This window comes from Pseudomonas sp. PA-5-4B (assembly GCF_021606215.1).
Taxonomy (GTDB): Bacteria; Pseudomonadota; Gammaproteobacteria; order Pseudomonadales; family Pseudomonadaceae; genus Aquipseudomonas; species Aquipseudomonas edaphica.
Map to the genome: position 1 here is coordinate 19,057 of NZ_WKDB01000027.1, position 24,357 is coordinate 43,413.

General features: G+C 59.8%; 18 protein-coding genes. 13 read left to right on the plus strand and 5 right to left on the minus strand.

Annotated elements, in window-relative coordinates; translation table 11 throughout:
* The 13 genes from gluQRS to GIW28_RS15240 all read left to right on the plus strand — a co-directional run bounded on the left by gluQRS (position 1) and on the right by GIW28_RS15240 (position 18,996).
* On the plus strand, positions 1-888 hold the full coding sequence (gene gluQRS, locus GIW28_RS15180) for a tRNA glutamyl-Q(34) synthetase GluQRS (protein ID WP_236445753.1): 888 nt from the start codon (positions 1-3) through the stop codon (positions 886-888).
* A gap of 62 nt (positions 889-950) precedes the next feature.
* The gene (locus GIW28_RS15185) at positions 951-1,127 is read left to right on the plus strand and encodes a hypothetical protein (protein ID WP_003176118.1); all 177 of its coding nucleotides are present in this window, start codon (positions 951-953) and stop codon (positions 1,125-1,127) included.
* Positions 1,111-4,065 (plus strand): sensor histidine kinase, encoded by a 2,955-nt coding sequence (locus GIW28_RS15190; RefSeq protein WP_017139235.1) that lies wholly within the window; start codon positions 1,111-1,113, stop codon positions 4,063-4,065. Before GIW28_RS15185 ends, GIW28_RS15190 begins: the two co-directional genes overlap by 17 nt.
* 22 nt (positions 4,066-4,087) lie before the next feature.
* A complete protein-coding gene (locus GIW28_RS15195) occupies positions 4,088-5,518 on the plus strand; it encodes a sigma-54-dependent transcriptional regulator (RefSeq protein ID WP_099547645.1) in 1,431 nt (476 codons plus the stop codon).
* Between the two features lie 708 nt (positions 5,519-6,226).
* Complete coding sequence (locus GIW28_RS15200; protein ID WP_017139237.1) at positions 6,227-7,630, plus strand: polynucleotide adenylyltransferase PcnB; 1,404 nt, start codon at positions 6,227-6,229, stop codon at positions 7,628-7,630.
* Between the two features lie 2 nt (positions 7,631-7,632).
* A complete protein-coding gene (gene folK / locus GIW28_RS15205; RefSeq protein WP_017139238.1) occupies positions 7,633-8,118 on the plus strand; it encodes a 2-amino-4-hydroxy-6-hydroxymethyldihydropteridine diphosphokinase in 486 nt (161 codons plus the stop codon).
* Positions 8,119-8,433: 315 nt separating this feature from the next.
* Positions 8,434-9,234: a 3-methyl-2-oxobutanoate hydroxymethyltransferase gene (gene panB, locus GIW28_RS15210; RefSeq protein ID WP_017139239.1), complete on the plus strand. Its 801-nt coding sequence runs from the start codon at positions 8,434-8,436 to the stop codon at positions 9,232-9,234.
* Positions 9,231-10,082, plus strand: coding sequence for a pantoate--beta-alanine ligase (gene panC / locus GIW28_RS15215; protein ID WP_017139240.1), 852 nt, complete (start codon positions 9,231-9,233; stop codon positions 10,080-10,082). Before panB ends, panC begins: the two co-directional genes overlap by 4 nt.
* 224 nt (positions 10,083-10,306) lie before the next feature.
* Entirely contained in the window at positions 10,307-11,971 is a 1,665-nt protein-coding gene (pgi, locus tag GIW28_RS15220; protein ID WP_017139241.1) for a glucose-6-phosphate isomerase, read from the plus strand.
* Positions 11,972-12,076: 105 nt separating this feature from the next.
* Positions 12,077-14,014: an acetate--CoA ligase gene (acs, locus tag GIW28_RS15225; protein ID WP_017139242.1), complete on the plus strand. Its 1,938-nt coding sequence runs from the start codon at positions 12,077-12,079 to the stop codon at positions 14,012-14,014.
* Positions 14,015-14,032: 18 nt separating this feature from the next.
* Positions 14,033-14,902 carry an oxygenase MpaB family protein gene (locus tag GIW28_RS15230; RefSeq protein WP_099547641.1) on the plus strand — a complete coding sequence of 290 codons (870 nt, stop codon included), beginning with the start codon at positions 14,033-14,035 and terminating at the stop codon, positions 14,900-14,902.
* 56 nt (positions 14,903-14,958) lie between these two features.
* The gene (locus GIW28_RS15235; RefSeq protein ID WP_017139244.1) at positions 14,959-15,975 is read left to right on the plus strand and encodes a class I SAM-dependent rRNA methyltransferase; all 1,017 of its coding nucleotides are present in this window, start codon (positions 14,959-14,961) and stop codon (positions 15,973-15,975) included.
* Positions 15,976-16,062: 87 nt separating this feature from the next.
* On the plus strand, positions 16,063-18,996 hold the full coding sequence (locus GIW28_RS15240; RefSeq protein WP_236445755.1) for a DUF748 domain-containing protein: 2,934 nt from the start codon (positions 16,063-16,065) through the stop codon (positions 18,994-18,996).
* Positions 18,997-19,349: 353 nt separating this feature from the next.
* Here GIW28_RS15240 and GIW28_RS15245 read toward each other — a convergent pair whose 3' ends face one another.
* The 5 genes from GIW28_RS15245 to rbfA all read right to left on the minus strand — a co-directional run bounded on the left by GIW28_RS15245 (position 19,350) and on the right by rbfA (position 24,248).
* The gene (locus tag GIW28_RS15245; protein ID WP_017139246.1) at positions 19,350-19,949 is read right to left on the minus strand and encodes a BON domain-containing protein; all 600 of its coding nucleotides are present in this window, start codon (positions 19,947-19,949) and stop codon (positions 19,350-19,352) included.
* A 296-nt stretch (positions 19,950-20,245) separates the two neighbouring features.
* Positions 20,246-22,351, minus strand: a complete 2,106-nt coding sequence (gene pnp, locus GIW28_RS15250; protein ID WP_236445758.1) for a polyribonucleotide nucleotidyltransferase — start codon at positions 22,349-22,351, stop codon at positions 20,246-20,248.
* 195 nt (positions 22,352-22,546) lie between these two features.
* The gene (gene rpsO / locus GIW28_RS15255) at positions 22,547-22,816 is read right to left on the minus strand and encodes a 30S ribosomal protein S15 (RefSeq protein WP_003176135.1); all 270 of its coding nucleotides are present in this window, start codon (positions 22,814-22,816) and stop codon (positions 22,547-22,549) included.
* 115 nt (positions 22,817-22,931) lie between these two features.
* Positions 22,932-23,849 (minus strand): tRNA pseudouridine(55) synthase TruB, encoded by a 918-nt coding sequence (truB, locus tag GIW28_RS15260; protein ID WP_017139248.1) that lies wholly within the window; start codon positions 23,847-23,849, stop codon positions 22,932-22,934.
* A 3-nt stretch (positions 23,850-23,852) separates the two neighbouring features.
* Positions 23,853-24,248, minus strand: coding sequence for a 30S ribosome-binding factor RbfA (gene rbfA, locus GIW28_RS15265; protein WP_003176137.1), 396 nt, complete (start codon positions 24,246-24,248; stop codon positions 23,853-23,855).
* Positions 24,249-24,357: the final 109 nt, after the last annotated feature.

A 24,357-nucleotide genomic window follows, 5' to 3' on the forward strand; every position in this document is an offset into this window, starting at 1 on the left:
ATGACAGCCTCTACCTATATCGGGCGTTTCGCCCCCACGCCCAGCGGCCACCTGCACTTCGGTTCGCTGGTTGCCGCCCTCGCCTCCTACCTCGATGCCCGCGCCAATCACGGCCGCTGGCTGATGCGCATGGAAGACCTCGACCCACCCCGTGAAGAACCCGGCGCCCAGGCGGCGATCCTGCACGCCCTGGAAAGCTATGGCTTTGAGTGGGATGAGGAACTGGTCCGGCAAAGCGAGCGGCATGATGCCTACGCCAAAGTCTTGAACGACATGTTCAACCACGGCCTGGCTTACGCCTGTACCTGCTCGCGTAAACAATTGGAGCCCTACCACGGGATCTATCCAGGCCTGTGCCGAAACCTCGGGCACGATCAGCAAGACGCGGCGATCCGCCTGCGCGTTCCGGAGCTGGAGTATCACTTTACCGACCGCGTGCAAGGCGAATTCCGACAGCACCTGGGCCGTGATGTGGGCGATTTCATCATCCGCCGTCGCGATGGCCTGTATGCCTACCAACTGGCAGTGGTACTCGACGATGCCTGGCAAGGTGTCACCGACATCGTGCGCGGCGCCGACCTGCTCGATTCCACGCCGCGCCAGCTTTACCTGCAGGAACTGCTGGGTCTGCGCCAACCGCGCTACCTGCACGTGCCGCTGATCACCCAGCCGGACGGCAACAAGCTGGGCAAATCCTACCGCTCGCCGCCGTTGACACCCGACCAGGCCACACCTTTGCTATTGAGAGCGTTGCGCGCCCTCGGCCAGCAACCCGGCAGCGAACTGCTGCACGCCAGCCCACGGGAACTGCTGGATTGGGGCATTGCACACTGGGACGCCAGCCAGATTCCGCCCACACTCACGCTGGCCGAAGCGCAATTGAGCTGAAGGCGCTTGCAGCTTGCCAAGCATCCGTTACCATCGCGGCAGTTTTTTAATCAGAGGCCAACATGTACATCTATCGATTGGTCCTGCTGCTGGTCGTCGGGATCTACCTGTTTTCCCCGGCCATCATGGATTGGTGGATCGACGCCACGGGCGCCTGGTATCGCCCTTATCTGCTGTGGTTGATCCTGATCGTCGTGACCTTCATCCTGCAGAGCCAAAAAGATGCCGATGAGCTTTAGCCTCACCCAGATGCTGCTGATCAGCGCCGCCTACCTGGCCGCGTTGTTCGGGGTTGCCTGGATCAGTGAGCGCGGAATGATTCCGCGGGCGATCATTCGCCATCCGTTGACCTACACCTTGTCCCTGGGCGTCTACGCCAGCGCCTGGGCATTTTATGGCACGGTGGGGCTGGCCTATCAGTATGGCTACGGCTTTCTGTCCAGCTACCTGGGCGTGTCCGGCGCGTTTTTGCTGGCGCCGGTGTTGCTGTACCCGATCCTGAAAATCACCCGCACCTATCAGCTGTCGTCCCTGGCGGACTTGTTTGCCTTCCGCTTTCGCAGCACCTGGGCCGGCGCGCTGACCACGATCTTTATGCTGATCGGCGTGCTGCCGTTGCTGGCCCTGCAGATCCAGGCGGTGGCGGACTCCATCAGCATCCTCACCCGCGAACCGGTGCAGCACCGCGTTGCCCTGGCCTTCTGCGCACTGATCACGCTGTTCACGATTTTCTTCGGTTCACGCCATATCGCCACCCGCGAAAAACACGAAGGCCTGGTGTTTGCGATTGCCTTTGAGTCGGTGATCAAGCTGATCGCCATCGGCGGTGTCGGCCTGTATGCGCTGTATGGCGTATTCGACGGGCCGCAACAGTTGGAGTTGTGGTTGCTGCAAAACCAGACCGCCCTCGCCGCTTTGCACACGCCGTTGCAGGAAGGCCCATGGCGCACGCTGCTGCTGGTGTTCTTTGCCTCGGCCATCGTGATGCCGCACATGTACCACATGACCTTCACCGAGAACCTCAACCCGCGCTCATTGGTCAGCGCCAGCTGGGGTTTGCCGTTATTCCTGCTGCTGATGAGCCTGGCGGTGCCGCTGATCCTGTGGGCCGGCCTCAAGCTCGGCGCCACCACCAACCCCGAATACTTCACCCTTGGCGTCGGTATTGCCGCCAACAGCAAATCCCTGGCATTGCTGGCTTACGTAGGCGGTTTGTCGGCGGCCAGTGGCTTGATCATCGTCACCACGCTGGCACTCTCCGGCATGGCGCTCAATCACCTGGTGCTGCCGCTGTATCAGCCGCCAGCCGAAGGTAATATCTACCGCTGGCTGAAATGGACGCGCCGCGCGCTGATCGTCGCCATCATCATGGCCGGCTATGGCTTCTACCTGCTGCTGGGCGCTGGGCAAGACCTGGCCAACCTCGGCATCGTCGCGTTTGTGGCGACCTTGCAGTTCTTGCCGGGTGTGTTGTCGGTGCTGTACTGGCCAACCGCCAACCGTCGCGGCTTTATCGCCGGGCTGCTGGCAGGCATTCTGGTGTGGATGGTGACCATGCTGCTGCCGCTGGTCGGCAACCTGCAGGGTTTCTACATTCCGCTGCTGAACATGATCTACGTGCTGGATGACACCAGCTGGCACATGGCAGCGATCGCCTCGTTGGCCGCCAACGTGCTGATGTTTACCCTGATCTCGCTGTTCACCAACGCCAGCCCCGAAGAAACCAGCGCCGCCGAAGCCTGCGCGGTGGACAACGTGCGCCGCCCGCAACGCCGCGAGCTGCACGCCGCCTCACCGCAAGAGTTCGCCACCCAACTGGCCAAGCCGCTGGGCGCCAAGGCTGCGCAAAAGGAAGTCGAGCAGGCACTGCGCGACCTTTACCTGCCGTTTGACGAGCGCCGGCCCTACGCCCTGCGCCGTTTGCGCGACCGCATTGAGGCCAACCTGTCCGGCCTGATGGGACCGAGCGTGTCCCAGGACATGGTGGAAACCTTCTTGCCCTACAAGGCCGGCGGCGAAAACTACGTCACCGAAGACATCCATTTCATCGAGAGCCGGCTGGAGGATTACCACTCACGCCTCACCGGCCTTGCCGCCGAACTCGATGCCCTGCGCCGCTATCACCGTCAAACCCTTCAGGAACTGCCGATGGGCGTGTGTTCCCTGGCCAAGGATCAAGAGATCCTGATGTGGAACAAGGCGATGGAAGAACTCACCGGCATCGCCGCACAACGTGTTGTGGGTTCGCGCCTGAATACCTTGGGCGACCCTTGGAAAGAACTGTTGCAAGGCTTTATCAACCTGCCCGACGAGCACTTGCACAAACAGCACCTGGCGCTGGACGGCCAGACCCGCTGGCTCAATCTGCACAAAGCGGCGATCGACGAGCCGCTGGCGCCGGGCAACAGTGGCCTGGTGCTGCTGGTGGAGGACCTGACCGAAACCCAGATGCTCGAAGACAAGCTGGTGCACTCCGAACGCCTGGCCAGCATCGGTCGCCTGGCCGCGGGTGTGGCCCATGAAATCGGCAACCCGATCACCGGTATCGCGTGCCTGGCGCAAAACCTGCGCGAAGAGCGCGAAGAAGACGCTGAAATCACCGAAATCAGCGGGCAGATCCTCGAGCAGACCAAGCGCGTGTCACGCATCGTGCAGTCGCTGATGAGCTTCGCCCACGCCGGCGCGCATCAGAACCATGACGAAGCGGTGTGCCTGGCGGAAGTGGCGCAGGATGCCATTGGGCTGCTGGCCTTGAACCGGCGCAATTTCGAAGTACAGTTTTTTAACCTGTGCGACCCGGACCACTGGGTTGACGGCGACTCCCAACGCTTGGCGCAGGTGCTGATCAACCTGCTTTCAAACGCCCGTGACGCAACGCCCGCCGGCAGTGCGGTACGCGTCAAGAGCGAGGCTTTCGAGCACACGGTCGACCTGATCGTGGAGGACGAAGGCAGCGGTATTCCACAGAACATCATGGATCGATTGTTCGAACCTTTCTTCACCACCAAGGACCCGGGTGAAGGTACCGGTCTGGGCCTTGCACTGGTCTATTCCATCGTTGAAGAGCATTATGGACAAATCACCATCGACAGCCCGGCTGACACCGAAAGCCAACGCGGCACCCGTATTCGGGTGACCTTGCCGCGTCATGTCGAAGCGACGTCCGCTGTGAACTGAGACCGTCGAGAGAATTGAATCAATGCCGCACATTTTGATCGTCGAAGACGAAACCATTATCCGCTCTGCCTTGCGTCGCCTGCTTGAACGTAATCAGTACCAGGTCAGCGAAGCCGGCTCGGTGCAGGAAGCCCAAGAGCGTTTCAGCATTCCCACGTTCGACCTGATTGTCAGCGACCTGCGCCTGCCGGGCGCGCCGGGGACCGAGCTGATCAAGCTTGGCCAGGGCACGCCCGTGCTGATCATGACCAGCTACGCCAGCCTGCGCTCGGCGGTGGACTCGATGAAGATGGGCGCGGTGGACTACATCGCCAAGCCTTTCGATCACGACGAAATGCTCCAGGCCGTGGCGCGCATTCTGCGTGACCGTCAGTCGGCTGGCAGTACGCCGGCCGAACAGCGTCCTGCCGGCAAGGCTGCCGAGAAGCCGGGGGCCGACAACAGCAACGGCGAGATCGGCATCATCGGCTCTTGCCCACCGATGCAGGATCTGTACAGCAAGATCCGCAAAGTGGCGCCGACCGACTCCAATGTATTGATCCAGGGCGAGTCGGGCACCGGTAAAGAGCTGGTGGCCCGCGCTCTGCACAACCTGTCCAAGCGTGCCAAGGCACCGATGATTTCGGTGAACTGCGCGGCGATCCCCGAATCGCTGATCGAGTCCGAACTGTTCGGGCACGAGAAAGGCGCATTTACCGGCGCCAGCGCCGGGCGTGCGGGGTTGGTCGAAGCGGCGGACGGCGGCACCTTGTTCCTCGACGAAATTGGCGAACTGCCCCTGGAAGCCCAGGCGCGCTTGCTGCGCGTGTTGCAGGAAGGCGAGATTCGCCGTGTCGGTTCGGTGCAATCACAGAAGGTCGATGTGCGCCTGATCGCCGCGACCCACCGTGACCTCAAGAGCCTGGCCAAGATCGGCCAGTTCCGGGAAGACTTGTATTACCGCCTGCACGTAATCGCCCTCAAGCTGCCGGCCTTGCGCGAGCGTGGCGCCGACGTGAATGAGATCGCCAGCGCGTTTCTGCTGCGCCAGAGCGCGCGCATCAACCGTACCGACCTCAAGTTTGCCGCCGACGCCGAGCAGGCGATTCGGCATTACTCGTGGCCGGGTAACGTCCGCGAACTGGAGAACGCGGTCGAGCGCGCGGTGATTCTGTCGGAGAGCCCGGAAATTTCTGCCGAGCTGCTGGGTATCGATATCGAGTTGAGCGACCTGGAAGACGACGACTTCATCGGCCTGGCCCCGCAACAGGGCGGTGGCAGCAATACCAGCCATGAGCCGACCGAAGACCTGTCACTGGAAGACTACTTCCAGCACTTCGTGCTTGAGCATCAGGACCATATGACCGAGACCGAGCTGGCTCGCAAGCTGGGCGTAAGTCGCAAATGCCTGTGGGAACGCCGCCAACGCCTGGGCATTCCACGGCGCAAGACCGGGGTGGCCAGCGAAAGCTGAGGGCGCGCCCCCACAGGTAACACCCTCAGATGTGAAAAAACTGTTACCGCAGCCTTTTCACGTAACAGAAGCCGGGGCTTACGGTAACGAAGCCCCGGCTTTTTTTCGCCCTTCCAAAAGCCAGAACCAGCTCAACCCCCCGGTTTTGCTGGGCGGCACAAAAGTTGGCACGCACCCTGCTATATGCTTAGTACAAAAACAATAACAAGCTTTGTACAAGACAATAAAAATAAGACGAATCGACTCACGCATAACAAAAACAACACGGCGGAGGCGCAGCTAACTGATTCTTTTGGAGAGGCGTTGCATTTGGGGCTTGCCCCGCAACCAGGCCGAGAACAACAAAAACTGCCCTAAGGCAGAGCCTGAACTGGTTGGATCGTAGATCAGCAACACAGCGACCAAAGCAATCCGTTTGCTCTTGGCTCCCGATTGGGAGTGTCATGAAGGTGAAACTTCATGGCGAGGGCGATCAACAAAAACAAAAAGCCCGCAACCATAATAAAAATAGAGCACGCAACTACTTCTGGGGGAGCTTCGGCTCCCCTTGTAGTTTCCGGCATTTGACCCGCTCACACCCTTCTTTAAGCTTCTGGCTCAAGCCTTGCAGCTTGTTCCTACACCATCCCTCGACTAAATGCTAGAATCCCGGCCCATCATGCGGTCATTCTTCGTTATGGCCGAACATTCCTTCAAACAGTGCATCCCATGCTGAAGAAGTTGTTCCAGTCATTCCGTTCCCCCTTGCGTCGTACGCAACACATTCGCAGCACGCCTGAAGTGCTTAACAGCAATCAGCATTCATTGCAGCGCGCTCAATTCAGCCGCTATGCAGTGAACATCGTCGAACGTTTGCAGAACGCCGGCTACCAGGCTTATCTGGTGGGCGGCTGCGTACGTGACATGCTGCTCAATATCACGCCCAAGGATTTCGACGTCGCCACCAGCGCCACGCCGGAGCAGGTGCGTGCCGAGTTTCGCAATGCGCGAATCATCGGTCGCCGCTTCAAGTTGGTGCATATCCACTTTGGTCGCGAAATCATCGAGGTCGCGACGTTCCGCGCAGGCCATCCGCAAAACGATGATGAGGAAGACACCAATCAGTCTTCCCGCAACGAGAGCGGCCGCATCCTGCGTGACAACGTGTACGGCACCTTGGAAGAAGACGCGCAGCGCCGCGACTTCACCATCAACGCCCTGTATTACGACCCGGTCAGCGAGCGCATTCTCGATTACGCCAACGGCGTACACGACATTCGCAACAACCTGATCCGCCTGATCGGCGACCCGACGCAGCGTTACCAGGAAGACCCGGTACGCATGCTGCGCGCCGTGCGCTTTGCCGCCAAGCTGAACTTCGGCATCGAGAAACACACCGCCGCGCCGATTCGCGAGCTGGCGCCGATGCTGCGGGAAATTCCTTCGGCACGCCTGTTCGAAGAAGTGCTGAAGTTGTTCCTCTCGGGTTATGCCGCCGATACGTTCGAAATGCTGGTCGACCTGCAACTGTTCGACCCGCTGTTCCCGGCCAGCGCCGAGGCACTGGAATACAACCCCACGTACACCCACACGCTGATCAGCGAAGCGTTGATCAACACCGACCTGCGCATCAAGCAGAACAAACCGGTAACGCCGGCGTTCCTGTTTGCCGCCCTGCTGTGGCCTGCCCTGCCCAAACGCGTATTGCGCCTGCAAGACCGTGGCATGCCGCCGATTCCGGCCATGCAGGAAGCCGCACATGAGCTGATCGCCGAGCAGTGCCAGCGCATCGCCATTCCCAAACGCTTCACCATGCCGATCCGCGAGATCTGGGACATGCAGGAGCGCCTGCCGCGCCGCAGTGGCAAACGCGCCGACCTGTTGCTGGATAACCCGCGCTTCCGTGCCGGCTACGACTTCCTGCTGCTGCGCGAAAGCGCCGGCGAGCAGACCGACGGCCTGGGCGAATGGTGGACCGACTACCAGGATGCCAATGACAGCCAGCGCCGCGAGATGATTCGCGACCTCGGCAGCAAAGGCGATGGCGAAGGCACTGGCCCGAAAAAACGTCGTCGCAGCGGCACCAAGCGCAAACGCAGCGCGGCCGACGCCTCGGGCGCTGCGGGCGAATAAACGTGGAACGTGTCTACATTGGCATGGGCAGCAACCTGGCTGCCCCGGACCAGCAATTGCGCAGCGCTGTCGAAGCCCTGGCGCAATTGCCCGGCACGGCCCTCGTTGGCGTGTCGGCGTTCTATCAAAGTGACTCCCTGCTCCCGGGCCAACCGCGCTACACCAATGCGGTCGCCGCCCTGGACAGCGATCTTGCGCCACTGGATTTACTCGATGCCCTGCAAACCATCGAGAACGACCAGGGCCGCGAGCGCCTTGAACGCTGGGGCCCGCGCACCCTGGACCTGGATATCCTGTTGTTTGGCGATCGCCTGATCGACACGCCGCGGCTGAAGGTGCCGCACTATCAGATGCATTTGCGCGCGTTTGTGCTGTACCCGCTGGCAGAGCTGGCACCCGCCGACCTGCAACTGCCCAATGGCCAAACACTTAGCGACTTGCTGGCCGCCTGCCCGTTTGTTGGCCTGGAGCGCGTGCCCCGAGACTGACTCGGTCAATGTGGGAGCTGGCTTGCCCGCGATGCGGGCAACTCGGTACACCCGCTATTGCGCGATGCTGCCATCGCAGGCACGCCAGCTCCCACCCGTAACAGGGGTAACACCCCACTCGTAACAATGCGGTAACACATCCAATTGACTTCCCGTGTCCTCATCACGACTATAGGCGTCCCGCTGCCGCCAACCCGGCGCTGAAGGGCGCAATCCAGGCCTTATAAGCACTGCTCTCAAGACAGTGCGCCTGTATAAACGAAGACTCACGCGCGTTACTCGCTGTTTCCAAGCGCCTGAACGAGGACCCTTTCCATGCCAGACATTACCCTGACCACCTTGCAGAGCCTGAAGCTCAAAGGTGAAAAAATCACCATGCTGACCTGCTATGACGCCACCTTCGCCCACGCCAGTTGCGAGGCCGGGGTTGAAGTGCTGTTGATTGGCGATTCACTGGGCATGGTTCTTCAAGGGAATGACAGCACCCTGCCGGTCACCACTGACGAACTTGCGTACCACACGGCCAGCGTCAAACGCGGTAACAACGGCGCCTTCATCATCGCTGACCTGCCGTTCATGGGTTACGCCACCCTTGAACAAACCTTCCAGAACGCCGGCAAGCTGATGCAAGCCGGTGCACACATGATCAAAGTCGAAGGCGCGGTATGGCTGGCGGAGTCGATCCGGCTGCTGGCTGAGCGCGGCGTTCCAGTGTGCGTGCACATGGGCCTGACGCCGCAGTCGGTGAACATCTTCGGCGGCTACAAGGTGCAAGGCCGCAATGAAGCCCAGGCGCGCCAGATGCGTGCGGATGCCATTGCCCTGGAGCAAGCCGGCGCCGCGATGATCCTGCTCGAATGCGTGCCCAGCGAACTGGCGGCAGAAATTACCCAGGCAGTCAAAGTGCCGGTGATCGGCATTGGCGCAGGCTCGGCCACCGACGGCCAAGTGCTGGTGGTACACGACATGCTCGGCCTGTCGCTGACCGGCCGTGCGCCCAAATTCGTGAAAAACTTCATGGCAGGCCAGGACAGCATCCAGGCAGCCCTGGCCGCCTACGTGAGTGAAGTCAAAGCCGTGACGTTCCCTGGCGAAGAACATGGGTTCTCTGCATGAACACCGTTAAAACCGTAAGAGAACTACGCGCCGCCGTCGCCCACGCGCGCAGTGCCGGCAAACGCATTGGCTTTGTGCCCACCATGGGCAACCTGCACAGCGGCCACGCCACCTTGGTGACCAAGGCCGCACAGCAATCGGACTTTGTGGTGGCGAGCATTTTCGTCAACCCGTTGCAGTTCGGCGCTGGCGAAGACCTGGACAAGTACCCGCGCACGCTGGCGGCCGACCAGGAAAAGCTGCTGCAAGCCGGTTGCAATCTGTTGTTTGCGCCCACCGTCGACGAAATGTACCCCGGCGGCATGACCGGCCAAACCCGCGTCAGCGTTCCGCAACTGTCCGAGGGCCTGTGCGGTGCCAGCCGACCCGGGCACTTCGAAGGTGTGGCGACGGTGGTGAGCAAGCTGTTCAACATGGTCCAGCCGGACATGGCCGTATTTGGCCAGAAGGACTACCAGCAACTGGCGGTCATCCGCGCCATGGTGCATGACTTGAACATGCCCATCCAGATCATCGGCGAGCCCACCGTGCGTGCCGCCGACGGCCTGGCGCTGTCGTCACGCAACGGCTACCTCAACGAAGAACAGCGCGCTATTGCGCCGGTGCTCTACCGCAGCCTCAGCCAGATTGCGGCGGCTATAAAAGGCGGCGAGCAGGATTTCGCCAAGCTGCGTGCCGAGCAGATCGCGCAGATTGAAGCTGCCGGGCTGCGCATGGATTACCTGGAAGTGCGCCAAGGCGTGCACCTGCGTGCGGCCACGCCTGAGGATCGGGATATCGTCATCCTCGTGGCGGCCTATCTGGGTGCGACACGCCTGATCGACAACCTGCATTTGACCCTCAACTGACCCCGCCAGGCACTTCGCCTGTTGCCCTGATCGCTGTGCCGGTATAAAAAAGTACCGGCAACAGCGCAGACAAAGCCAAGACATATCGACACGCTAGGTTTAATGTAATCGCCCTGCGCCATTGTTGGCGCTGACCGGACTCAAACGCCTGATGAAAGACTCAACGTTCCGGATTTAGAAGTGTCCTAAAGGCAAGTCCCCGTAATAAAAGGAAACCCGCAGCGATGGCGTACTACCGCACTCCTCATGACGTTACCGCTCTGCCCGCTTGGCAAGCGCTCAATCAACATCGCCAAGCCATGCAGGATTTCAGCATGCGCGACGCGTTCAATGCCGATCCCCAGCGCTTTTCCCAGTTCACCTTGAGCAGCTGCGGGCTTTTCCTCGATTACTCGAAAAACCTGATCACCAGCGAAACCCGTGACCTGCTGGTGGGCCTGGCCAAAGAAGTCAACCTTAAAGCCGCGATTGACGCGCTGTACGCAGGCGAGCCGGTCAACTCTTCCGAAGGTCGCCCCGCCCTGCACACCGCGCTGCGCCGCCCAGTGGGCGACAAGCTGTCGGTCAACGGCGTAAACATCATGCCGGACGTGCACAAGGTGCTGAACCAGATCACTGACCTGGTCGGCCGCATCCACGACGGCCTGTGGCGTGGTTACACCGAGAAGCCGATCACTGACGTAGTGAATATCGGCATCGGTGGTTCGTTCCTCGGCCCGGAGCTGGTCTCCGAGGCATTGCTGTCCTACGCTCACAAAGGCGTGCGCTGCCACTACCTGGCAAACATCGACGGCAGCGAGTTCCACGAACTGACCCAGAAGCTGCGCGCCGAGACCACGCTGTTTATCGTTTCGTCCAAATCCTTCAACACCCTCGAAACCCTGAAAAACGCCCAGGCCGCCCGCGCCTGGTACCTGGCCCAGGGTGGCTCGGAAGCCGAACTGTACCGTCACTTTATCGCCGTATCGAGCAACAACGCGGCGGCCGTGGCGTTCGGTATCCGTGAAGAAAACATCTTCCCGATGTGGGACTGGGTCGGCGGCCGTTACTCGCTGTGGTCGGCCATTGGCTTGCCAATCGCTCTGGCCATCGGCATGTCCAACTTCAAAGAGCTGTTGTCCGGTGCCTACACCATGGACCAGCACTTCCAGAACGCGCCGTTCGAGCAAAACATGCCGGTGCTGCTGGGCCTGCTGGGCGTGTGGTACGGCAACTTCTGGGGTGCGCAGAGCCATGCGATCCTGCCGTATGACCACTACCTGCGTAACATCACCAAACACTTGCAACAGCTGGACATGGAGTCCAACGGCAAAAGCGTGCGCCAGGACGGCACACCGGTGTCCACCGATACGGGCCCGGTGATCTGGGGTGGCGTAGGTTGCAACGGTCAGCATGCTTACCACCAGTTACTGCACCAGGGGACTCAACTGATCCCGGCCGACTTCATTGTGCCGATCGTCAGCTTCAACCCGGTGTCCGACCATCACCAGTGGCTGTACGCCAACTGCCTGTCCCAGAGCCAGGCACTGATGCTCGGCAAGACCCGCAGTGAAGCCGAGGCTGAGTTGCGCGAAAAAGGCCTGCCGGAAGCCGAAGTGCAGAAACTGGCGCCTCACAAGGTGATCCCGGGCAACCGTCCGAGCAACACCATCGTGGTCGAGCGCATCAGCCCACGTCGCTTGGGCGCACTGGTCGCCATGTATGAACACAAAGTGTTTGTACAAAGCGTGGTCTGGGGCATCAACGCCTTCGACCAATGGGGCGTGGAGCTGGGCAAAGAGCTGGGCAAAGGTGTCTACAACCGCCTGACCGGCGCCGAAGAAACCCTGGCTGACGATGCGTCGACCCAGGGCCTGATCAACTACTTCCGCGGTCGTCACCGCGGCTGAGGCCGGTACACCAAGGCCAACGTCCGTTTGGACGTTGGCCTTGAACCCTCTCCCCACAGCGTGCATCTTTATGCCTTGTCGCTAAAACAAGAATAAGGACCGCTCATGTTCGATATCCGCACATTCCCCCGCGCCGATGACGTCCGCCAGGCCGCGCAGCTCAGTCAAGACGAGTACCAGCGCCTCTACCGCCAATCCATTGAGCAACCCGATACGTTCTGGGCCGAACAGGCCAAGGGTTTCCTCGACTGGATCAAACCCTGGCACACCGTGCAGCACTCGGACATCACTACCGGCGCAGCCCAGTGGTTTGCCGGCGGCCAACTGAACGTCAGCTACAACTGCATCGACCGTCACCTGGCACAACGCGCCGACCAGCCGGCCTTTATCTGGGAAGGCGATGATCCTGCAAAGTCCTCCAAAATTTCCTACCGCCAACTTCATCAAAACGTCAGCCGCCTGGCCAATGTGCTGAAAAGCCGTGGGGTGAAAAAAGGCGACCGGGTGTGCATCTACATGCCGATGATCCCGGAAGCCGCCTACGCGATGCTGGCCTGCACCCGGATTGGCGCGGTGCACTCGGTGGTGTTCGGCGGCTTCTCTCCGGATGCCCTGCGCGACCGCATCCTCGATGCCGACTGCCGCACCGTGATCACCGCCGATGAAGGCGTGCGCGGCGGCAAGCCGGTGGCCTTGAAAAAGAATGTCGACAAAGCCCTGGCCAGTTGCCCGAACGTCAGCACGGTACTGGTGGTGGAGCGCACGGGGGCGAAACTTGACTGGGTAGAAGGCCGCGACCTCAAGTATCAAGCCGCCCTGGACGCCGCCAGCGCTGATTGCCCGCCCGAGCCGATGGACGCCGAAGACCCGTTGTTTATCCTCTACACCTCCGGCAGCACCGGCAAACCCAAAGGCGTGCTGCACACCACCGGCGGCTACCTGCTGCAAGCGGCGATGACCTTCAAGTACGTGCTCGACTACCGTGACGGCGAAGTGTTCTGGTGCACCGCCGACGTGGGCTGGGTCACCGGCCACAGCTATATCGTGTACGGCCCGCTGGCCAACGGTGCGACGTCACTGATGTTCGAAGGCGTGCCGAGCTACCCGGACAGCTCGCGTTTCTGGCAGGTCATCGATAAACACCAGGTGAATATCTTCTACACCGCGCCCACCGCATTGCGCGCGCTCATGCGTGAGGGCCACGGGCCACTGCAGAACACCTCGCGCGCCAGCCTGCGCCTGCTGGGCAGCGTCGGCGAGCCGATCAACCCGGAGGCCTGGGATTGGTACTTTAACGCTGTGGGCGAGCAGCGCTGCCCGATTGTCGATACCTGGTGGCAGACCGAAACCGGCGGCATCATGCTCAGCCCGCTGGTCAGCGCGCAACGGATCAAACCTGGCTGCGCGACCCAACCGATGTTTGGCGTACAACCTGTGCTGCTGGATGAACATGGCAAGGAACTCAGCGGTGCCGGCAGTGGCGTGCTCGCTATCAAGGCCAGTTGGCCGGGGCAAATCCGCAGCGTCTACGGTGACCCGCAGCGCATGCTCGACACTTATTTCAAACCCTATCCCGGCTACTACTTCACCGGCGACGGTGCGCGCCGCGATGAGGATGGCGACTACTGGATCACCGGCCGCATCGATGACGTGATCAACGTGTCCGGCCACCGCATCGGCACCGCCGAAGTGGAAAGCGCGCTGGTGCTGCATGATCAAGTGGCCGAAGCCGCTGTGGTCGGTTACCCCCACGACGTCAAAGGCCAGGGCATCTATGCGTTTGTCACCCCAATGAATGGCGTCGAGCCCAGCGATGAGCTGAAAAAACACTTGCTGGCGCTGGTCAGCAAGGAAATCGGCAGCTTTGCCAAGCCGGAACTGATCCAATGGGCGCCGGCCTTGCCGAAAACCCGCTCGGGCAAGATCATGCGACGCATTTTGCGCAAAATCGCCTGCAACGAACTCGACAGCCTCGGCGACACCTCGACCCTGGCCGACCCGAGCGTGGTGGACGGCCTGATCGATAAACGCCTGAACCGATAGGAGCCACCCAGAGTCGCCATGGAATTTATCCGCAGCCGTATCGAAACCCAGTTGATGAGCCTCACCGGCTTGTCACTCGGCCAACTGGACCTGGAAAACCCCAAGGGCGACCCCGGCCTGTTCGGGCCGGACTCTGTGAGCTGGCAGGTGCATGGCGACTTCAGCAGCATGCTGATCGGCGGCATCAGCGCGTTGATGCTGCAAGCCTTGCACCCGCTGGCCCTGGCCGGCGTGTGGGACCATTCCAACTTTCGCCAGGACATGCTCGGGCGCCTGCGCCGCACTTCGCAGTTTATTTCCGGCACCACGTTCGGCTCGCGCCAGGACGCCGAATGGCTGATTGAGAAGGTGCGCACCATCCACCTGCAAGTGGTCGGGCATGCGCCGGATGGGCGAGCCTATGCGGCCAGTGACCCGGAGCTGCTGACGTGGGTACACGTGGCGGAGGTCAGCAACTTTCTGGCGGCACACCTGCGTTATCGCAACCCGCATCTGTCTGGGCGCGACCAGGACCGCTACTACAGTGAAATTGCCTTGGTTGCCGAGCGACTGGGCGCACGGCACGTGCCGCGTTCACGCCAGGAAATTTCCGATTATCTGGCGCGCATTCGTCCACAACTGCTGTGCGACGATCGCAGCCGCGAAGTGCTGCGCCTGCTGGTCAATGCACCTGCGCCCAGCACCTTGGCCAAACCCTTTGGCAGCTTGATGATGCAGGCCGGCATCGACCTGTTGCCGGACTGGGCCAGCGCTATGCTCGGGCAACACCAAAGCTCGATGCAACGCTTGGTGATCCGCGCGGGTGTGAAGCGCAGCGCGCCCTTGCTGCGCTGGGCGATGCGCAACGGTTCGGTGCAACGCGCCCAGCGGCGGATGGGGTTGATGTAGACGGCGGCCCATAGCTGTTAAACTTCGCGCCCTCTTTTACCCGCAAGGCGCGCTCCATGACTCCCTTGAATCAGGCGCTGCGCGCCGCTCTCAACCATCGCCAAGACCTGATCAACGAGTTGCACGTCCAAGGCACAGACTGCTACCGGCTGTTCCATGGCAGCCAGGAAGGCGCCGGCGGCTTGACCATTGACCGTTACGGCCCGCAATTGCTGGTGCAAAGCTTCCACCAGTCGCTACAAACCGAGGAGCTGCTGGACCTGCATCAACAGGTCAACCAGTTCATGGGGCTGGAATTGCAGCTCGTGTACAACGACCGCTCCCGTGGCAACTCGCGCATCGACCGTGAAGACACGGTGTACCGCGCCGAGCCTGCGGCATTGGCAGATCAGGTCGGCCACGAATGGGGCCTCAACTACCGTGTACGCGGCCGCCATGCCGGGCAAGACCCGCTGCTGTTCCTGGACCTGCGCAACACCCGTGGCTGGGTCAAGGACCACAGCGCCGGCAAAAGCGTGCTGAACCTGTTCGCCTACACCTGTGGCGTAGGCTTGAGCGCCGCAGCCGGGGGCGCGCATGAGGTGTGCAACCTGGACTTCGCCGAAGGCAACCTGGCGGTCGGGCGCGAAAACGGCCTGCTCAACCCGCACTTGCCGACCATGGAATTCGTGCAGTCCGACTACTTCCCGGCGATTCGCCAACTGGCCGGTTTGCCGATCACCCAGCGTCGTGGCCAGAAGCTGCCGAGTTATCCACGCCTTGAGCAGCGCCAGTTCGACCTGGTGCTGCTCGACCCACCGGCCTGGGCCAAGAGTGCTTTCGGCACCGTCGACCTGTTGCGCGATTATCAGAGCCTGCTCAAGCCCGCACTGCTGACCACCGCCGACAATGGCGTGTTGATCTGCTGCAACAACCTGGCAAAAGTCAGCATGGATGACTGGCGTGAGCAGGTGCTGCGTTGCGCCGAAAAAGCCGGCCGCCCGGTACGCGAGTGGCAAATCATGACGCCTGGGGCTGACTTCCCGTCCCTGGATCAGCAGCCACCGTTAAAAACACTGATCCTGCAGTTGTAGTACTTTTCCCAAGGAGTCCAGTACTTCGGAACCGAAAACCCGTGCCATACTCCAAGGCACTCTCGTTCTACATAGATGGCGTCACTCATGCCCAAAGGATTGATCCGCGCCGCTGGCGCCTTGTTGACCGCCCTGGCTCTGTACAGCTTGCTGGGCTTTCTGATTCTGCCGGGCATTGCCCTTCGCATTGCCAACCAACAACTGGCCAATTACGCCACGGTGCCGGCCCGTATCGAGCGTATCGAGCTCAACCCGTTCAGCCTGGAACTGACGGTGTGGGGCCTGAAGCTCGGCGAGCCGGGTAAGGAGCAAGTCGGTTTCGAGCGCCTGTACGCCAACCTGCAGATCGACAGCCTGTGGACGCGCGCGCTGCACCTGGCAGACGTACAACTGGACCAGCCGAAGACCGAAGTGCTGTTCGACAAAACAGGCCAGTTGAACCTGGCGCAGCTGTTCAAGCTGCCGCCGAGTGAGCCGACCCCGGTCGACCCGAATGCCAAGCCGTTCCCGCTGCGCATCGACAGCATCAAGCTGGCCGGCGGCTATGTGTACTTTCGCGACCTGCGCCCCAGCGAGCCAATCGAATTTCTCTACGACAAACTCGACTTCGAGCTGAAAAACCTCAGCACGTTGCCCGAAGACAATGCCGACATGACCCTGGTGGCCGCCGGCCCCGAGGGCGGTCAGATCGATTGGAAAGGCAATTTCAGCCTGGTGCCGATCACTTCCGAAGGCACCTTGAAAGTCACCGATGGCAAGATGAAAGCCTGGTGGCCCTATGTGCGGGATGCCCTGCCGCTGGTGCTTGAAGACGGCGTGCTGAACTTCAGCACCGACTATAAATTCAGCCTGGCCAAAGAAACCGAACTGAACCTGACCAACACCGCCGCCAGCATCGCGCCCTTTGCGATCAAGGCGCCGGATGGCCGGCCACTGGTGCGCCTGGAGCGCCTGGACGTCAGCGACACCACGGTGGACCTGGCCAAGCAGCAAGTGGTGGTCGGCAAGATCCGCAGCAACAAACTGGAAACCTGGGCCGCCCGCGAAGCCGATGGGCAACTGGACTGGCAGAAACTGTTTGCCAGCCAACCGAGCAAACCGGCCAAGGAACTCAAGCCTGCCAGCGCGCCTGCAACCGCCGATACGCCAAACGCCCCACCTGCCGCACCGAGCAAACCCTGGCAAGTGCTGCTCAAGGACGTGCAACTGCGCAACTATCAAGTACACCTGGCGGACCGAGCTGCCAAACCGGCAGTTGCATTGGAGCTAGGCCCGCTGAATGTCGATATGCAGAACTTCGACAGCCTCAACCGCAGCCCCTTTACCCTGAAGGTCGACTCCGGCCTGGGCAAGCAAGGCAAGATCAGCGCAACCGGCGAGGTCAACCTCAACCCGGTCAGCGCCAAGTTGAAAGTGAACACCCAGGACATCGACCTGCGCGTCGCGCAATCCTATATCAGTCCGTTTATTCGCCTGGAGTTGCGCAGCGGTATGCTGGGCAGCAACCTCGATGTGAACCTCAAAAGCACCGAGCCTTTGGCCCTGCAGGTCACCGGCCGCGCTCAGGTCGACCAGTTGCACACCCTGGACACCCTCAAGACCCGCGACTTTCTCAAGTGGCAGCGCCTGGTGCTTGAAGGTGTGAACTACCAGCACGGCGACAGCCTGTCGATCGACAAGGTCAACCTGCTGCAGCCGTATGCGCGCTTTATGATCAACGATGACCGCACCACCAACATCGATGACTTGTTGATCCCGCAACCGGCCGACAGTGGCGCCAAGTCGGCAACCAAACCGGCGGCGAGCAAAGACAAACCGTTGGGTATTCATATCGGGCAGATTGCGATCAATGACGGCTCGGCCAACTTCGCCGACTTCAGCCTCACGCCCAACTTCGCCACGGCTATCCAGCAACTCAATGGGCAGATTGGCACTATCGACAGTCGCCAGGCCAAACCGGCCAGCGTCGACATCAAGGGCAAGGTGGATCGCTACGCGCCGGTCACTATCAAGGGCAGCGTCAACCCGTTTGACCCGATGGCGGCGCTGGATATCGCCACCAGCTTCAAGCGTGTCGAACTGACCACGTTGACGCCATATTCCGGCAAGTTCGCGGGTTTCCGCATTCGCAAAGGCCGTCTCAACCTCGATTTGCACTACATGATCACCAAAGGTCAGTTGAAGGCTGAAAACAAGGTGGTGGTTGAGCAATTGCAACTGGGTGAGAAGGTCGACAGTGCCGATGCCGTCGATTTGCCGATTCGCCTGGCCATTGCGCTGCTCAAGGACACTGACGGCAAGATCTCCATCGAACTCCCCGTGACCGGCGACTTGAATAACCCGCAGTTCAGCGTCATGCCGATTGTGTGGCAGACCCTGCGCAACCTGGTGGTGCGCGCAGCCACGGCGCCGTTCAAGTTTATCGGCGGGCTGGTCAGCGGTGGCGGCTCGGAAGACCTGGGTAACGTGTCGTTTGCCGCAGGCTCCAGCGAACTGAACAAAGAGGCCGAGGGTGCTCTGAATACCTTGGCCAAGGCACTGAAAGAGCGCCCTACCCTGCGCCTTGAGATTGAAGGCACGGCAGCGGCCAGCAGCGATGGTCCGTTCATCGCCGCAGATCGCCTGGAGCGTGAATACCAATACAACTACTACAAAATCCTCCAGCGTCGCGGCGACAAGGTGCCAGCCCAGGCGTCATTGCTGGTGGTGCCGGAGAAGGAAAAAGCGCCATTGCTCGAAGGCATCTACCGCACCCGTCTTAAGCAACAACCACCGGCCGAATGGAAAGACCTGAGCAGCGATGACCGCACTGCGAAGCTGCGTGATGGCTTGATCAAATTCTGGGGTGCCAGTGATGTATTGCTGCGCCAACTGGGGCAGGACCGTGCCAGCACTATCAAGGACTACCTGGTGGACAAAGGCCAGCTGGAAGATGACCGGGTGTACTTCATTGACGCCAGCCTGGGGCAGGCGGAGAAAGACGGTCGAGTGGTAACGCCGATGCATCTGGATGCCGAGTAACCCCTAAGGCCCTATCAAAATGTGGGAGCTGGCTTGTGTGGGAGATAGATTGTGTGGGAGATAGATTGTGTGGGAGCTGGCTTGCCTGCGATAGCATCACCCGGGTTTAACTGAATAACCGAGGTGTTTGCATCGCAGGCAAGCCAGCTCCCACACAAGCCAGCTCCCACAGTTGATCGTCAGCTGCCCTGCGCAATCCTATTCCCCACACAATAGAACAGGCCCCGACACAAGTGCCGGGGCCTGTAATGACCACATCCGTGTGGTCGGTCGCATGAACTTTAGAGGTGCATCGGGTGGATAACTAACTCACCCTAAGCCGCCGCCGTCTAGCTCAGACGATTCTTTTAGCGTTACTGAACGGTCAGACCATCAGCCGATACAGATTTAACGCCTTTGATTTTCTTGGTGATCGCAACTGCGGTGTCTTTCTGAGACTGGGTCACAGCAGCAGTCGACGACAGCGACACTACACCGTGGTTGGTTTCGACTTTGATGTCGGTACCAGGAATGCCTTTCTCAGTAACCAGATCGGATTTCACTTTAGTGGTGATCCAGGTGTCCGAAGTGCTGGTCTTGGCTTTGTCGACGTTGTCGGCTTTAGCTACGCCGCCAGCCATCAGGCCGTCAGCAGAAACAGCGGTAACACCTTTGATTTTCTTGGTGATCGCTACAGCCGTGGCTTTCTGGGAATCAGAGATAGCGACGGTGGAGGACAGGGAAACCACGCCTTTGTTGGTTTCAACCTTGATGTCCGAACCAGGAATGCCTTTCTCGGTCAGCAGATCAGCTTTTACTTTGGTGGTGATCCAAGTGTCCGAAGTGGACTCTTTAGCCTTGGTCATTTCACCGGCCGCCAGGGTCATTGGGGCTTGGGAAGTCTGAGCAAAGGCTACGTTAGCACCCATGGCCAGAGTCAGAGCGGTAGCAGTAGCGAGAGCGAACTTCTTCATACGAGTAACTCCTGTTTTATTAAAAGTCTGCAGCGTGTAAACCTTGATGCTGCAGCGTTAACAGGGTTATTGCAGGCAGTGTGCCAAGTCGCGAAATCGGAATAACCCCTTTATAAACAACAACTTATAAAAACAGGCAATTTTCGAAATCGTGCAACTTGCATGAAGTCGATCGTGCCTGCATGCAAGTTGCGGCTTTTAGAGTTTACTAAGCGACTGATTTCCCGCTACTTTCCTGTGGGCATAAAAAAAGGACTCCGAAGAGTCCTCTTTTTCAGCGTAAAGCCTGCGGGTGATTAAACGCCCGAAGCCTTGGCTGCTGCTACGTCCTTGATGGACAGCTTGATACGGCCGCGGTTGTCCACGTCCAGTACCAGCACTTCCACTTCCTGGCCTTCTTTGAGAATGTCGGTCACTTTCTCAACGCGAGCGTCACTCAGCATGGAGATGTGCACCAGACCGTCTTTGCCCGGCAGGATGTTGACGAATGCGCCGAAGTCGACGATGCGCTCAACCTTACCCACGTAGATCTTGCCGATCTCGGCTTCAGCGGTGATGCCCAGAACGCGCTGACGTGCAGCTTCAGCAGCTTCCTTGGTTTCGCCGAAGATCTTGATCGAGCCGTCGTCTTCGATATCGATCGAAGCCTTGGTTTCTTCACAGATCGCACGGATGGTCGCGCCGCCTTTACCGATAACATCACGGATTTTGTCGGTGTCGATTTTCATCGCGATCATGGTCGGAGCATTTTCCGACAGTTCGGTGCGCGACTGACCAATGATCTGGTTCATCTGACCGAGGATGTTCAGGCGCGCTTCCAGGGCTTGGCCCAGGGCGATTTCCATGATTTCTTCGGTGATGCCTTTGATCTTGATGTCCATCTGCAGCGCGGTAACACCTTTGGCGGTACCGGCTACTTTGAAGTCCATGTCGCCCAGGTGGTCTTCGTCGCCCAGGATGTCGGTCAGGATGGCGAACTTCTCGCCTTCTTTAACCAAGCCCATGGCGATACCGGCAACCGGTGCCTTCATCGGTACACCAGCGTCCATCAGTGCCAGGGAAGCACCGCAAACGGAAGCCATGGAGCTGGAACCGTTGGACTCGGTGATTTCCGACACAACACGGATGGTGTACGGGAACACGTCAGCAGCAGGCAGCATCGCGGAGATCGAACGACGAGCCAGGCGGCCGTGACCGATTTCGCGACGACCAGCGCCACCCATGCGACCACACTCACCCACCGAGAACGGAGGGAAGTTGTAGTGCAGCATGAACGGGTCTTTTTTCTCGCCTTCCAGGGTGTCCAGCAGCTGTGCATCACGGGCAGTACCCAGTGTTGCAACGACCAGAGCCTGGGTTTCGCCACGGGTGAACAGCGCCGAACCGTGAGTCTTCGGCAGAACGCCGACTTCGATGTTCAGTGGGCGCACGGTGCGAGTGTCGCGACCGTCGATACGTGGCTTGCCATTAACGATGTTTTCGCGAACGGTGCGGTATTCGATTTCACCGAAGGCCGCTTTGACTTCGCTGGAAGAAGGCTGGCCTTCTTCACCGGACAGCTTGGCTACAACCTGATCCTTCAGCTCGCCCAGGCGCGCGTAACGGTCGGCCTTGACGGTGATGGTGTAGGCGTCGGAGATGGCAGCACCGAACTCGGAGCGGATAGCGCCCAGCAGTTCAGTCGCTTCAGCCTGTGGAGCCCAGGCCCACGTTGGCTTGGCAGCTTCGGCAGCCAGTTCTTTAACGGCCTTGATCACGGATTGGAACTCGTCGTGAGCAAACAGTACAGCGCCCAGCATCTGGTCTTCGGTCAGCTCTTTGGCTTCCGATTCAACCATCAATACGGCTTCAGAGGTACCGGCAACGACCATGTCCAGGCTCGAAGCTTTCTGTTGCTCGTAAGTCGGGTTCAGCAGGTAGCCGGTGCTTTCATGGAAAGCAACGCGCGCAGCGCCAATCGGGCCATCGAAAGGAATGCCGGAGATGGCCAGGGCAGCCGAGGTACCGATCAACGCAGCGATGTCCGGATCGGTCTTCTTGCTGGTGGAAACGACGGTGCAGACAACCTGCACTTCGTTCATGAAGCCTTCTGGGAACAGCGGACGGATCGGACGGTCGATCAGTCGGGAAGTCAGGGTTTCTTTCTCGGAAGGACGGCCTTCACGCTTGAAGAAACCGCCAGGGATCTTACCGGCAGCGTAAGTCTTTTCCTGGTAGTGAACGGACAGAGGGAAAAAGCCTTTGCTCGGGTCTGCGGTCTTTGCGCCAACAACGGTCACCAATACGGTAACGTCGTCGTCAACGGTAACCAGCACTGCGCCGGAGGCTTGACGGGCGATACGGCCTGTCTCGAGGGTAACGGTCGACTGACCGAACTGGAATTTTTTGATAACCGGGTTCACGGTGTCCTACCTTCTTTGTGGCTCTTGGGGGAACTTGTCTTCTTGCGAAATTCTTGGGCAATACCGGGAATCGGCCCGACGCTCGTCCAGGGTAAAACGTGTATCCAGATAAAACTTGAGGCTGGGAGCCTGCCATGGGCCAGCGGAAATCCCACTGACACACGGCAGACAACCAACCTCTAGCGCAATCGCTTATTAGCGACGCAGACCCAGGCGACCGATCAGAGCCTGATAACGACCCAGATCCTTGCCTTTCAGGTAGTCCAGCAGCTTACGGCGCTGGTTTACCATGCGGATCAGACCACGACGGGAGTGGTGATCTTTACCGTTGGCCTTGAAGTGACCTTGCAGCTTGTTGATGTTGTGGGTCAGCAGTGCAACTTGCACTTCTGGCGAACCAGTGTCACCAACAGCTTGCTGATAGTCAGCAACGATTTGTGCTTTTTCTTGAACGTCGAGAGCCATGAGGCAATCCTTTTTTCAGGAAACCACCCAAAGGGCAGTTTCAACAGGCCAGGGACAAATCCCTGTATCTAAAAATGAGTGTTGACCGTGCCTGTTAACAGCCACACTCGTTCGGTCATTCTGACCGAATCAGTCGACGCGGCGCTATACGCCCGTCTTCGCTCACTTCACCGATACCGATAAAGCGACCGTTATGATCCTGTACCCGCACCATACCGAACTTCGGAGCGTCCGGGGCACGTACCGGCTGACCGTTTAGCCAGTAGAACGCGCTGTGCTCCGAGAAGTGCAGCAATGGCCAATCCAGCAAACCGCTGTCCGATGGCATCAGGAAGCGATCAACCGCTTCATTGCCGCCTTCGGCATGTACCGCTTCCAACTCTTCCAGCGTGACCGTCTGGGCCAGGGTGAAAGGTCCGGCTTGAGTACGTCGCAGCTCTGCAACGTATGCACCACAGCCCAGTTGCTCACCGATATCTTCCACCAGGGTACGAATATAGGTGCCTTTGCTGCAGTCCACCGACAATCGTGCGGTGTCGCCCTCACTGGCGAGCAATTCAAGCCGCGCAATAGTAACAGAACGCGGTTCACGCTCCACTACTTCGCCCGCACGTGCCAGCTTGTAAAGAGGCTGGCCATCACGCTTGAGCGCCGAGTACATCGGCGGTATCTGACTGATTTGCCCACGAAAAGCGGGTAAAACGGCCTCGATATCAGCACGACCAACGGTCACGTCGCGAACCTGCAGAACATCACCTTCGGCATCGGCCGTGGTGGTGGTCTTGCCCAGTTGCATGAGGGTTTCGTAACCCTTGTCGGAATCGAGCAGGTATTGCGAGAACTTGGTGGCCTCGCCAAAGCACAACGGCAGTACACCGGTGGCCAATGGGTCGAGGCTGCCGGTGTGCCCGGCCTTCTCGGCATTGAGCAGCCAGCGAACCTTCTGCAGCGCGGCATTGGAGGTAAAGCCAATGGGCTTGTCGAGCAGAATGATGCCGCTGACGTTGCGACGGATACGTTTGACCTGAGCCACCGCTTACTCCTTGGCGTCTTCAGGTGTGGACGGGTGCTGGCTGTCTTCAGCCACGGCGCGCTCGATCAATGCCGACAGGTGCGCACCACGCACGACGCTTTCGTCGTAGTGGAAGTGCAACTGGGGAACACTGCGCAGCTTCATTTCACGGGCCAACTGCATACGCAGGAAGCCTGCAGCCGAGTTGAGCACCTTGATGCTTTGCGCGATTTCTTCGCTGTTGTCCTGCCCCATCACGGTGATGAAGATCTTGGCGTGACCCACGTCACGGCTCACTTCAACGGCGGTGATGGTGACCAGGCCAACGCGCGGGTCTTTGACTTCGCGACGGATCAGTTGGGCCAGCTCACGCTGCATCTGATCGCCGATACGTTGGGTACGGCTGTATTCTTTTGCCATGTCTTGTTACCTGTTACTGCCACACGGTGAAACCCGTGGGGTCTGAAAGCGGCAAACGCCCGGCCTGACAAAAGCCAGACCGGGCGTTGCGTTTAGAGTCCGTACGCTG